This is a genomic window from Paenibacillus sp. ALE3, from assembly GCF_054113405.1.
Genome location: NZ_CM134214.1, coordinates 1,170,182 through 1,183,774 on the forward strand (window position 1 = coordinate 1,170,182; position 13,593 = coordinate 1,183,774).

The 13,593-nt window shown below is 46.3% G+C and carries 11 protein-coding genes; 8 read left to right on the forward strand and 3 right to left on the reverse strand.

What is annotated here, in order from left to right:
- Positions 1-156: 156 nt before the first annotated feature.
- A complete protein-coding gene (locus ACXHJ2_RS05305) occupies positions 157-381 on the reverse strand; it encodes a helix-turn-helix domain-containing protein (protein WP_165081852.1) in 225 nt (74 codons plus the stop codon).
- A gap of 108 nt (positions 382-489) precedes the next feature.
- Here ACXHJ2_RS05305 and ACXHJ2_RS05310 point away from each other — a divergent pair, with 108 nt between their 5' ends.
- From ACXHJ2_RS05310 to ACXHJ2_RS05340, 7 genes are all read left to right on the forward strand, one after another.
- The gene (locus ACXHJ2_RS05310) at positions 490-756 is read left to right on the forward strand and encodes a hypothetical protein (RefSeq protein ID WP_052452895.1); all 267 of its coding nucleotides are present in this window, start codon (positions 490-492) and stop codon (positions 754-756) included.
- Positions 757-1,113: 357 nt separating this feature from the next.
- Entirely contained in the window at positions 1,114-2,508 is a 1,395-nt protein-coding gene (locus ACXHJ2_RS05315; RefSeq protein ID WP_165081854.1) for a TldD/PmbA family protein, read from the forward strand.
- Between the two features lie 3 nt (positions 2,509-2,511).
- Positions 2,512-3,855: a TldD/PmbA family protein gene (locus ACXHJ2_RS05320; RefSeq protein WP_165081856.1), complete on the forward strand. Its 1,344-nt coding sequence runs from the start codon at positions 2,512-2,514 to the stop codon at positions 3,853-3,855.
- A 215-nt stretch (positions 3,856-4,070) separates the two neighbouring features.
- Positions 4,071-5,462, forward strand: coding sequence for a threonine synthase (gene thrC, locus ACXHJ2_RS05325; RefSeq protein ID WP_165081858.1), 1,392 nt, complete (start codon positions 4,071-4,073; stop codon positions 5,460-5,462).
- A 417-nt stretch (positions 5,463-5,879) separates the two neighbouring features.
- Positions 5,880-7,256, forward strand: a complete 1,377-nt coding sequence (gene gdhA, locus ACXHJ2_RS05330) for an NADP-specific glutamate dehydrogenase (protein WP_165081860.1) — start codon at positions 5,880-5,882, stop codon at positions 7,254-7,256.
- A 280-nt stretch (positions 7,257-7,536) separates the two neighbouring features.
- On the forward strand, positions 7,537-7,929 hold the full coding sequence (locus ACXHJ2_RS05335) for a MarR family winged helix-turn-helix transcriptional regulator (protein ID WP_165082050.1): 393 nt from the start codon (positions 7,537-7,539) through the stop codon (positions 7,927-7,929).
- 50 nt (positions 7,930-7,979) lie between these two features.
- Entirely contained in the window at positions 7,980-8,633 is a 654-nt protein-coding gene (locus ACXHJ2_RS05340; protein ID WP_016821829.1) for a nitroreductase family protein, read from the forward strand.
- Between the two features lie 144 nt (positions 8,634-8,777).
- Here the strand turns inward: ACXHJ2_RS05340 and ACXHJ2_RS05345 are convergent, their stop codons facing one another.
- Both ACXHJ2_RS05345 and ACXHJ2_RS05350 read right to left on the reverse strand, forming a co-directional pair.
- Positions 8,778-9,935: a VanZ family protein gene (locus tag ACXHJ2_RS05345; protein WP_165081862.1), complete on the reverse strand. Its 1,158-nt coding sequence runs from the start codon at positions 9,933-9,935 to the stop codon at positions 8,778-8,780.
- A gap of 7 nt (positions 9,936-9,942) precedes the next feature.
- Positions 9,943-11,286: an amino acid permease gene (locus ACXHJ2_RS05350; RefSeq protein WP_013372423.1), complete on the reverse strand. Its 1,344-nt coding sequence runs from the start codon at positions 11,284-11,286 to the stop codon at positions 9,943-9,945.
- A 272-nt stretch (positions 11,287-11,558) separates the two neighbouring features.
- Here ACXHJ2_RS05350 and ACXHJ2_RS05355 point away from each other — a divergent pair, with 272 nt between their 5' ends.
- Positions 11,559-13,553, forward strand: coding sequence for an AraC family transcriptional regulator (locus ACXHJ2_RS05355; RefSeq protein WP_185156519.1), 1,995 nt, complete (start codon positions 11,559-11,561; stop codon positions 13,551-13,553).
- Positions 13,554-13,593 lie beyond the last annotated feature (40 nt).

The window sequence follows — 13,593 nt, forward strand, 5'->3', positions numbered from 1 at the left end:
ACTATTACCGCAAGCTACTATTTAATAGGATTTCAAAAAGCAGTTTCTCAATAAATAGCTTCTACTTATGCTTAACAGGCCATTTATATAGTCTTACTTTTTTGTCATTTATACTAGGACTAAGTAAATGGCTCCTGTTTAAAAACATTTAATTCTTTAGTTCTCCTTTATCTCAACCAGATCAATAATTTCCCGAATATCTTCAATGTTCATAGCTTCGGCTATTCTTTCGATATGATTAAAATTGATGCTCTCACGTTTCCCAGATTGAAGTTCGCTTAGAGCAGCGTGTCGTACATCAGATAAACGTGAGAGTTCTCTCAAGGAAATATTATGTTTTCTCGTAATTTCGTTTATTTTCACAATTACTTTCTTTGCCATTAGGGTTCCCACCTTATTTTACAAATTTTTCTTGATGATACGCATAAACGTAACATATAATTTTTGTAAAACTGGTACTCATACACGTACCAAAAGGTGGGGAATATTTTGACTTCTCAGAGTGACATGGTAGCAGAGTATGAAAAGTTAGTAGAACTTGAAAAGCAATACACAGCGAGGATTCAAACTTGTATTAAATTACTTGGAGATGCGTTTAACATTATTGCTGCCAAAGCAGGAGCGTTGAGCATGGATTCAGTTAAGGAAGCGGCTTATTATTTACACTCAACGGAAATTGAACTAAACCATGTTTTGTACTATATCCGTTTAGAGAAAAGTATTTTAACTAATCAGTTAGAGATTGAAACAAAATGAAGCAAACCTAAGCATAGCAGTGGAGGGGACGGAATCGTTCTGAAGAAGCGGAGCGATCGGAAGAATGATCCGTCCACGTAGCGTCCTTACATGCACATACGTGCTCAATCCAACCAGTAATCAAGCAACTCAAGCTAACCTGACATGACCTTTCAAGGTCTGATCAGGTTTTTTCATTTCAATCCCTCCATCCCCGCGCATAAATCTTCACGCCCCTCCCAACACCGCCACCCAAATAGTTACACCCACTCCCAACATCATGTATAGTAAAGTTATGGGAAATAAACATGAACCCGCATATAATCAGGAACGCTTAGCCGTACAATATGAAACATGGCAAAAACGAGGAGGAACGTGATGATACATCCAACACAGATTCAGGATATGCTGCAAGCCGCGCTGGAGACGGGCGGGGATTTTGCAGAGGTGTTCGTCGAGGACCGCACCAATGGACAACTGGGCATGACCGGGGGAGTCGTGGATACGGCATTATCAGGCCGGGATTTTGGGATTGGCATTCGGATCATGAAGGAGCATTTCTCGGTGTATGCCTACACCAGTGATATGAGCGAACAGAGCCTGATTCGACTGGCCAAATCGGCTGCCACGGCCATTCGCGGCGGTGGAGTGCCAGGTACACACATCACTACACTCCATCCCCATGCGATTCCTAACCACCACCCGATTGCGATCATTCCTGACGCTTCACAGAAACGCGCCAAGATTGACATGATGAGACGGGCGCATGAGGCAGCAAGCCAATACGATCCTTCCATCACGCAGACTTCCATTGGGATCAGTAACTCAATCCAAAACGTGCTGATCGCCAATAGCAACGGGCTACTGGTGGAGGATACCCGCACGTATACACGCATGAGAATAAGCGCGATTGCGACTGATGGGGAGCATAGACAATCCGGGTTCCGTGGGCCGGGAGCGTATGCAGGGACTGAATTCTTGGAGAATCTGAATATCGAAGAAAATGCGAGACACGCCGCTCGTATTGCGACCACGATGGTCAAAGCGGGATATGCGCCTAGTGGCAGACTGCCCGTCGTGATTGAGAACGGCTTCGGTGGCGTTCTTTTTCACGAGGCGTGTGGACACGGGCTGGAATCTACGGCGGTGGCTCATGGAACCTCCGTGTTTGCGAATAAGATCGGGCAGCAGGTGGCTTCACCGCTTGTCACGGCTATAGACGATGGAACGATTCCGAATGCGTGGGGCTCGCTCAATATCGATGATGAAGGAGCGCCGACACAGCGCAACGTATTGATCGAGAACGGCATTTTAAAAGGATATCTGATCGACCGCATGGGTTCGCGCCAGATGGGTGTACCTGCGACAGGATCGGGACGTAGACAGTCCTATAAATTCGCGCCTGCATCCCGTATGAACAATACGTTTATTGCAAATGGCGAGTCTACCCGTGAAGAGATCATTGCCAATACGGAGTACGGGATCTATGCCAAATCGCTGGGCGGTGGTTCGGTGAACACCTCGACGAGCGAGTTTAATTTTGCAGTCGAAGAGGCATACATGATTCGCAACGGCAAAATTGCCGAGCCGGTCAAAGGCGCAACACTAATCGGCAAAGGCATTGAAACCCTGCAAAATATTGATAGGGTCGGCAACAATCTGGATCATGGTCAGGGGATGTGCGGCTCGGTCAGTGGAAGTCTTCCGGTCAACTGCGGACAGCCGACGATTCGTGTGTCCGAAATGACCGTTGGCGGACGGAAGGGGGAATAGGCGATGAATATTCAGCAATTTCAGGAAGCATTGTTTGCGAAAGGCCGGGAAATCGGCTATGCGGATATGGAAATCTACTATGTAAATGGACGTTCTACCTCAGTGAAGGTACTGAAGGGAGAAATAGATCAATATACCATCGTTGAAAACGGTGGACTTTCCTTCCGTGGTGTCATTAACGGGAAAATGGGCTATGCCTCTACGGAAAAGCTGGAACCGGATGTGATCGACTTCTTATTGGAAGAAGCACGCAGCAACGCGGACATATTGGAGAGCGAGGAGCAGGATGAGCTGTTTGCGGGCTCTGAGAGCTATCCTGAGCAGCCTGCTTATGCCTCAACGCTTGCTGACACAGTTCCTGAGATTCTGATCGAAGCGGCGCTGGAAATGGAGCGTACAGCGCTTGCCGCAGACCCACGGATTGTGATGGCTCGGCATTGTTCAGTCAGCATTCGTGAAAATGAAGTCCTGATTGTGAATACCAAAGGGTTACACTGCCATCGTCGTAAAAGCCTAGCGACCGCTTATGTGTATGTGATTGCAGCAGACCATGGCGAGACCGTTACCGGGGGCTGGCATGATTATTCGCTGCGGAGCGTGGAGGAGATCGATATTGCGGATGTGGCGCATAAAGCCGTAAAAGAGGCCGTTTCCAAGCTGGGTGCGCACACCATCCAATCGGATAACTATCCGGTCATCTTCCGTCATGATGCAGCAGCGCAATTGCTGGCTGCGTATACGTCGGTATTTTCAGCGGAGTCAGTGGATAAAGGCTTTTCACGCTTGGCTGGGAAACTGGGGCAAAAGGTGGCAAGCGAACGTATTACGCTGATTGATGATCCGCTGATGGAAAACGTTCCGGCAGGCAGCACGTTTGACGCCGAGGGTAGCGCAACGCATCGTAACGAGATCATCAAGAATGGAGAACTACGGACGTATTTCCATAACCGCAAGACGGCTCGCAAGGCTGGGGTGCAGAGTACCTCTCATGCTTCCAAGGGCAGCTATAACGGTAAAATTGGGGTGTCGTATCATAATCTGTACGTGGATCCAGGCACGTCTACGTTGGAGGACATGATTCGCAAGATGGATCGTGGGCTGATGATCGTCGAACTCCAAGGGCTGCATGCGGGTACGAATACGGCGTCTGGTAATTTTTCGCTAGCTTGTCTGGGCTACTGGATTGAGCAAGGGCAAGTGGTCAGAGCAGTCAATCAGATTACGGTATCGGGCAACTTCTTTGACGTGCTACAGCAGGTAGAGGAAGTTGGCAACGATTTGCGTTTTACGGGAAGCTGCACATCTCCTTCGCTCAAGCTGGCTGCACTCTCGATTTCAGGTTCCTAATGGCTGGAGCAGCCTGCTTTTTTCACACTTACGGCCTGTTCCTGACGTTCTAATTGCCTGGCGATGACAGATGCCTGATGCATCAGGGTATGGTAAAGTAGGAGAAAGTCTTTGAAATATGAAAAAAAGGCTTGGTTACAGCACCGCGACAGGGTATTATAGACAATAATATATTCGAAAAAAGGTTCGAATTGAATTTTTATTGGGGGATGTATATGAGATATATAAGCACTAGAGGTCGAGTAGAAGCCAAGGGATTTATTGATACCGTGCTCATGGGGTTAGCTGACGATGGAGGTCTGATGGTACCGGAGCAGATTCCGACGGTGTCGGCAGGTACGCTGGAGCAATGGGCGACATTGAGCTACAGAGAGCTGCTGCTGGAAGTTTTTGCGCTGTATATCAATGATGAGATTCCTCGTGAAGATTTGGAACAACTGGTGGAGCGCAGCTATGCGAGCTTCCGTCATCCGGAAGTTACGCCAGTGAAGAAGATCAACGATTCCCTGTCTATTTTGGAGCTATTCCATGGGCCTACGTTCGCGTTCAAGGATGTGGCGCTGCAGTTTATGGGTGAGTTTTACTCCTACGTGTCCAAAAAACAGAATGAGATCATTCATATTTTGGGTGCAACCTCTGGCGATACCGGGGCAGCAGCCATTCAAGGCGTACGAGGCAAGGAAGGCATCAAAATCTGTATTTTGCATCCGCATCAAAAAGTGAGCAAGGTACAAGAACTGCAAATGACGACGGTAGATGATGAGAACGTGTTGAATCTATCTGTAAAAGGGAACTTTGACGATTGCCAAAAAGTGATTAAGGACCTGTTTGCTGATTTGGACTTCAAAGCCAAACATCATCTGCGGGCGATTAATTCGATTAACTTTGTGCGTATTTTGGCGCAAACGGTATATTATTTCTATGCTTATTTCCGGGCGCAGGAATCTGCGGGTACGAAGAAGATCAATGTCAGTGTGCCTTCCGGCAACTTTGGCAATATTTTTTCCGGCTTTCTTGCGAAGAAAATGGGTCTGCCAATCCATAAGCTGATCATTGCCACGAACGAAAATAATATTTTGGAGCGCTTCGTGAAGACAGGCGAATACCAGCCGGGCGACTTCAAGAGCACATACAGTCCTTCCATGGACATTCAGGTGGCAAGCAATTTCGAAAGATATCTGTACTACTTCCTCGGAGAGAACGCAGCCAAGGTATCTGAATACATGAATAACCTCAAAACTGAGGGACGGATTGTGATCGGGGCAGAGGATTTAAAGCGTGTCCAGCAGGATTTTGAGGCGCTTGGTGCTTCGAATGAGCAGTGTCTGGAGCTAATCAAGAAATACAAGGCTGAATACGATTATTTGCTCGACCCGCATACAGCTTGCGGTATTGCCGCGTATGAGGCGTATAATGGCGCGGACGAAGTATGTGTGACCTTCGCAACAGCACATCCGGCCAAATTCGATGAGGCGATCCGTCTGGTGGACATTAAGCAGGAGTTCCCGGCGCAAATTGAACAATTGTTCGCCAAGCCGCAGCATCAGCAGGTAGTCGAGCATGACGAGGCCGAAATTGTGCGTCAGCTTGAAGCCTTTTATGTGTAACAGAATATTTTCGTAATGGTGAGTTGTTACATTCTTACGGATGGGAAAGAGGCTGCGCCCTATGCGCTAGCCTCCTTTTTTATATCCATATTTTCCAGATATGATGTATGTTTTAGTTTCAATTTGTTCACATTATAATGCCATATAGAGTAAGGTGTTAGACCTTTGAAAATCGTGAAAAAAGCCCGTGAATCAAGGGATTTGGCTTTAGGAATATAACAGGCAATGGTAGATTCATAGAGTTATTTAATGAAGGATACAAAAATCTTTTATAGGGAAATTGGATGTATTTATATAAAAAATCATGTATAGTTAACTAAATTTTATGAATACATAAAGATCCACTCTCAAAGGTGCAGAATAAAGTCATTCCGTCATTTAACAGAGGGGCTAATTATAAAAGGGGTGTATTAAATAATGACCATGATCCGTCCAGAGCAGAGTCAACAAGCAGCAGCCGAATATGTGCAGTCCGTTTTTGAGCAGGTTATCGCGCGCAATCCTCATGAGAATGAATTCCATCAGGCCGTCAAGGAAATATTGGATTCGCTAATTCCGGTATTGGCTAAGCATCCTAAGTATATGCAGCAGGGGCTGTTGGAACGGCTAGTGGAGCCAGAGCGTGTCATTACCTTCCGTGTACCTTGGGTGGACGATGCAGGCAATGTACAGGTCAACCGTGGCTTCCGCGTACAGTTTAACAGTGCGATTGGTCCTTATAAAGGTGGACTTCGCTTCCATCCATCTGTGTACCTGGGTATCGTCAAATTTTTGGGTTTTGAGCAAATTTTCAAAAATGCGTTGACGGGTCTTCCTATCGGTGGTGGTAAAGGCGGTTCGGATTTTGATCCCAAAGGTAAATCAGATAACGAAGTGATGCGTTTCACACAAAGCTTTATGACGGAGCTGTATAAATATATCGGCCCAGATGCCGACGTTCCGGCAGGGGATATTGGTGTAGGCGGCCGTGAGATCGGATACATGTTCGGCCAATACAAGCGGATTCGCGGAGGACATGAAGGCGGCGTCCTGACGGGTAAAGGGATTCATTATGGAGGTAGTCTCACACGTACGGAAGCAACTGGCTACGGCTGTGTGTATTTTGTAAACGAGATGCTGCAAGCTCAGGGCTTGTCCTTTGAAGGACAACGTGTCGTTGTGTCGGGCTCGGGCAACGTATCTATTTATGCGATTGAAAAAGCACAGCAGCTCGGTGCTACAGTCGTGGCATGTAGTGACTCGAATGGTTATGTCTATGATCCAGACGGTATTGATCTCAAGCTGGTGAAACAGCTTAAAGAAGTGAATCGTCTGCGAATTAGTGAGTATACGAAAGAGCGTCCAGGCGCAATCTATACAGAGGGCTGCTCAGGTATCTGGTCAATTCCATGTGACATCGCATTGCCATGTGCAACACAGAATGAAATTGACGAGCAAGCAGCACAGTTGCTGGTAAGCAATGGCGTAAAAGCTATAGGTGAAGGTGCGAATATGCCGTCCTCGCTACAGGCTATTGAAGTATTTTTGGAGAACAGAGTTCTGTTTGGACCAGCCAAAGCTGCTAATGCAGGCGGAGTAGCAGTCTCGGCGCTCGAAATGTCGCAGAACAGCATGCGCCTGTCATGGACCTTTGAAGAAGTGGATGCCAAACTACATGATATTATGAAAAATATCTATGCTAACAGTGTGAAGGCGGCTGAGGAATACGGCGTGCCAGGCAATCTGGTGGTCGGAGCGAACATCGCCGGATTTGTGCGTGTAGCTGATGCCATGCTGTCTCACGGAATTATCTAATTGAACGCTACAATTCCTTTTCTCAACTGTACAATGAAATAACCTAGCTAATAAAAGCAAACTTGAAGCTGAGCGGCTCCGTGGGAGTCGCTCAGCTTTTATTTGGAATGAGGCACTTTATTTTTTTCAGGGACTTGATTTATTGTTAAAGAGGATGTATATTACTTGATAGATCAATAATTGATGGATCAAAGGTTGAATCACGAGACCCAGCGATATGCTAAAGGGAGGAGAGATTGATATCACCCAGACACCATCCGAAGCTGAGTATATTTTTGATATGCTGTTGCTGCTGAACAAGCAGATTAGCTCCAAGTTTGAGCGATGTGCAGGGATCAGCGCATCCAGATTGCAGCTATTATGCAAGCTGTATCAAGTGGAGGAGATTAGTCAAACGCTGCTGCAAAAAGAGGTTGGCATTGACGCTGCAGCCGTTACGCGTCATTTGAAGCAACTGGAAGCGACAGGAATGGTCACACGACGCACGAAGCCAGAGGACAACAGGGTTACCTTGGTAAGCCTAACCGATTATGGGCGTGCGCGTATTGTCATCTTTAAGCAGGAGCGCTCGCAGTTTGTAGCTCAGCTGCTACAGAGCTTCGACGAGACCCAGCGGCAGCAGCTAGCTGATATGCTGCAAGTGATGAATAGTCATATATCCAGTATGGACTGACAACATTGTAATTTTACATTTACCCACAGAGGAACAAAGGAGAGATTGGAATGAGTAATACGAATACATCCAATATTGTAAAAACGAATGATTTTAAAGAAATCGCATTGGGACGCCGTTCGGTAAAAGTATACGATCCGTCCGTGAAGATCAGCCGCGAGGAAATGACTGAGATTTTGACGGAAGCTACACGTGCACCATCATCCATTAATCTGCAACCTTGGCGTTTCCTTGTGATTGACAGCCCGGAAGGTAAAGCAACCCTGGCACCATTGGCTCGTTTCAACCAACGTCAAGTGGAGACCTCTTCGGCCGTGATCGCTGTGTTTGGGGATCTGAACAACTTTGATAATTTCGAACAAATCTTCGGAGAAGCTGTAGAACTGGGCTATATGCCACAAGACATTAAAGAAATGCAACAGGAAAAGGTAACAGCCCATTTTGCTGCCCTTGATCCAGTGGTGAACAGAGAAACGGTCCTGATCGACGGTGGATTGGTGTCCATGCAGCTTATGCTGGTGGCACGTGCTCATGGCTACGACACTAACGCTATCGGCGGTTATGAAAAGGATCAAATTGCTGAAGCCTTTGGTATGGACAAAGATCGTTATGTCCCTGTTATGCTCATTTCGATGGGTAAAGGAATCAACGAGGGTCATCCGTCCACACGTCTACCAATTGATCAAATTGCACAGTGGAAATAAGTTGAGTTAACATCTATACGCAACATAAAATATACGCATCATAAAAAAACAGGCAGAGCTAAGGACATCCCTTTGCTCCGCCTGTTTTTCTATTTGCCTGGATGCAATGCAAATCCGGGGCTTGATGACGTGTCGATCTTCTGGTTATTTTTGTACTATATTCGCTCCCGACGTCTGTGTTGGGTCAGCGGGGTCATTCTGAGTAGGATGGTAGCGCTTGGGCCATATAATCTGGTGCGAAGTATGGCTAAGCTCCTCATAAAATAACAGGCCTTTCTTGAATAGGCGTATGACCAGATGGAAAAAGAACCATCCGTTTATCACCAACAGCACAAGACTGATCAAAACATTTATCCAAGGAGACAGATGAGATCCCAGTACAGATCCACCTAGTACGTAATTCAGTCCAAAATACAACCAATACAAGAGACTGTAGCGCTTAATGAGCTCCCACAGGGAAACTCTTTTTCCTCTCCCTGTAAGATGAATGCGTACCAGCCACTTCCCTGGAGTTCGTCCATTCGTTAGGTAAGGAACCACCATAAAGTATATCCCGCTGGAAACCCAGAAAGCAGCAGACACATGCATGGACTCCATAATGCCGAGCAACCCCGTCCAAAGGATAGAATCCACTAAAAAGGCTACTCCTCGTCTTGTATAGGACACCCGTTTGGTCGTAATGTCCAAGTGCTTGTCCAGATGTTCCAAACGGGGAAGGAAGCGTGAGAACCATTCGCCGAGCAGAAAGCCCAGCATACCGCCCAATGTGTTAGCCATCAGATCATCCACGTCAAACACACGATACGCATGGTCAAAAAATCCATACAATCCTGTCAGCTGTGTCACCTCAAAGAAGAGGGACAAGGTGAAGGACAGAATGAGACACCATCTCCATCGTGCACGGAAATAATAACGTAAGAACATACCGAAAGGCATGGTCATCATCACGTTAAAAACCACTTGCAGAAAAGCACGCTCCTTCAGCAAATGAACATAACTGGAGGGATGAGCAGGTGAAACGGATGTTTCTCTTATAATGTCTTGCACGAACTGCAAGGGCATCAATTGCAACGCTCCCCCGGCCAAGGCTGCATTATGACGCGATGCTGGAAGCGGTAGTATGACCAAAAAGAAGGCGTTCATCAAGTATAACAGCATCAAGTAAAGCAACCACGCTCTAGCCTTGTGAATATAGCCATGTCTGCGATATTGCACGATGAGAAATGGTAGTGTAAACAGTAACGCAGCAACAGGGAAGGCTAGAAAAGCATATGAAACTGGAAACAGATACGATTGAATCATGAGCTGTTTAAGCCTGCTTTCTCCGGAACTTCACCAAAGACCAGATGATCAAAAATGCCATGAACGCCACGCATACGCTGATACTGATCCGATTTTGCGGGTCAATCAAGAACAGGAAGGCAATGACCCATAGGCATCCCACTGTTACCGCCGTTATATAAGGGTATCCCCATATCTTGAAAGTAGGCTCTACTGGATAAGATTTGCGCAGTTTCAATTGGGACAGGCAGATACAGCTCCAGACAAGCAGTACGACAAAGCCAGGTACAGCCATCAAAATACGGAACAGCCCGTCCTGAGCGACGTATGCGACCATGGAGCCAACAATCAGGATGACTGCGCACAGTTTGAGACTGTTCACCGGAACTCCATTTGAAGACAGGCGCGCGAGTGACTTGGGACCTTCTCCATTAATCGCCAGCGAATGGAGCATGCGTGTAGCCCCGTAAATTCCCGAATTGGCGGCAGACAGTACAGCAGTGATCAGAATAAAGTTCATGACATGAGCTGAGCCTTGAAGCCCTACAGAAGACAATACCTGTACAAACGGGCTGGTACTTGCATCCAATTGGTTCCAGGGAATCAAGCCACAAATAATAAGAATTGGCAGCGTATAGAACAAAACAACGCGAAGAATAAAACTTTTAACCACTTTAGGCAGTACCTTTTCTGGATTTTCAGTCTCCGTCAACGTCAATCCGATCAGCTCAGACCCTCCGTAAGAAAAGGTAACGACCAGCAACGCCGAAAAGATAGCCAGCCAGCCATTGGGGAGAAACCCGCCGTGCTGCGCGTAGTTGCTCAGATAAGGTGGAGTTTCAGTGGGAATAATTCCGAATAGTATACAGCCACCCAAGGCGATAAAGATAATAATCATGGCGATCTTAATACCCGCCAGCCAAAATTCCAGCTCCCCTAAACCGCCGACACTCAGCATGTTGACGACAATAATGAAAGCCGCACTTGCTAAACTGAGGAGCCATAGAGGAACATCTGGCAACCAATATTGCAGAAAGCTTCCAGCAGCAATGACCTCAATGACACAGACGGCCAGCCACATGAAGCAATACAACCAGCCGATAATAAAGGAAAGTCGCTCTCCAAAAGCCTTACGAATAAAATCCTTCATATTCATGTTGGGGTAGACCGTCGCCATCTCGGCAATCGCTCCCATAACGACCAGGAGCAGAAGTCCTGCAAAGACATAGGACAAAATAACTCCAGGTCCTGCCAAGCTAATCGTTTCGGTACTTCCTTTAAAAATCCCCGTCCCGATGACTCCACCCATAGCCATAAAGGTAATATGCCGTGGTCGAAGCTTTTTGTGTAAAGTTGCTTCATTTGATTTCAATATGAAATCCTCCTTCATCATAGTGTATAGCTTCAGCATAGCCCAAGCAGGGTTACTTCAATTAGACTTATACTACATGAAAATATCCAATTAGGAAATGAAAGAAATAGGATCTGGTAGGAAGAATGACATAGATAGGGGACAAACTGGTGAACAGAGGCAGAATGATATCGTTGACGATTGTTGTATTATGATATCATTCTGTCTTTATGATATATAATGAGGTTGGTTTGAAAAAAAGTATGATATTTAAGAAGCGGAGGCTTGGATACGTGAAGCAGGATCGGCAAAAGCAGACAGGTTCCCATACCGGGATGAGCAAGGGGCATGAAGCTGATGAGCTGAACAAGCTGCTGTCCGTATGGCTTCATTCGTCGATCCGTGTCATGGATGTCCGGCACATTCGACTGGAAGCGGAAGAGCCGGTTCAATCGTATCGTCTTCCAGCCCATGCTTTTGTGTTTATGCTACAAGGTAGCGTACGCTTGGCTGGTGATTGGGAGGATGAATCCCATTCAGGGTATGTACTGCATGGCAGCAAAGGTTTTGAACTGAGCATAAAGCCCGCGTCATGCGGGATCGAATATATTCTTGTACTATATAAAGCAAACTCTTTTTCGGGAAACACGGTGTATAATCATCCTTCGATAGCTTATGGTTTCAGACCGTCCTATCCGGTTATACTATATCAAAAGCTGCAACTACTGGCGGACGCCTGGCAGGATCAAGAGACGTTATCGAAGATTCAGGCTCAGGGTCGGTTCTATGATTTTGCATATGAATGTATGCGTCAATGGCAGGAGCCGCAGGCTCGGACTTCCACGCGGGATGTCGTGGCACAGACAATTCGATTTATGCAGGCTCATTATGCGGAATCCATCACACTGGAACGTCTGGCCGGATTATTGGAATGCAGCCCGCGACACCTGACCCGATTATTTAAAAAACAAACGGATTGCAGCCCGATTATGTATCTGATTCAATTACGGATGGACAAGGCGAAGGAGCTTTTGCGGAAGACGGATGCCACTTTACAGGATATTGCTGTGAGTGTGGGGTATCCGGATGTGTATTTCTTTAGCCGGGCATTCAAAAAACATACTGGTGTATCCCCGGTTCATTATCGGGACAGCTTATATTCATCTGCTTTTATTAGTAATATGCGTCTGGATAATCCATCAAGCATGTCTGAATGTTCCATTGATTCGAAAAGTGGCGCCCTGCATACTGTTATTGAGGATAATAATCATTATCAAAATCATGATGAAGGGATTTTACGAATGAATAGAAACGCAAAGCATTCCATGGCATTTATTTTATTGCTTAGTTTTACCCTGCTGCTGAGCGCATGCTCAGACTCATCCAGTCCTGCGGCAACCGATGGCGCTTCGCAAGGGAACAATAATACATCAGCGGAACCAACATCACAGGAAAGGGTGCTGAAGGATGCACTTGGGCATGAGGTGAAGGTTCCGGCTCAGCCTCAGCGTGTGCTCGCTTCTTATCTTGAGGATCATCTGGTAGCGTTGGGTGTTAAACCGGTAGCCCAATGGTCGGTAGGTAAAAATTCAGTTCAAGCTTACCTGCAAAAAGAATTGAAGGATGTTCCTGCGATCGCTTCAGATCTTCCGTTCGAGGCGGTTCTGAACTTCAAACCTGATCTGATCATTATGGACAGTGCGAGTATGGTCGAAGGTGACAAATATGATCAATACTCCAAAATTGCTCCGACCTATGTTGTAGGTAGTAATATGAATAATGATTGGCGCCAAGAGCTGCTGACCGTGGGTGAGGTGCTGAATAAGAGCAGTGAAGCGAAGCAGGCATTGAGCGATTACGACAAAAAAGCAGCAGAAGCGAAAGCCAAGCTAAGTCAGAAGGTAGGACAAAAAACCGCTGCGGCATTGTGGGTAACGGATAAAAACGTATATGTGGTGAACCAGAATCTATCCAGCGGTGATGTATTGTACAAGGATTTGGGATTTAAGATTCCACAGGTCGTACAGGAGATTTCCAAAACAGCCAAGGCGAACTGGAGCAACTTATCCCTGGAAAAACTAGCTGAGCTGGACGCTGATTATATCTTTATCGTGAACAGCAAAAAAGTGAGCAAGGATGAGATTATTAAAGATCCAGTCTGGGCAGGAATACCGGCAGTTAAAGAAGGGCACGTATACGATTTTGGTAAGGATTCCAGCTGGTTGTATACAGGTACAATCGCAAACAGTCAAATGATTGACGATGTTCTGAAAAATGTAATGAAATAAGCAAAACGGTAATCAAAAAACGCTGCTCATCTTGACGACA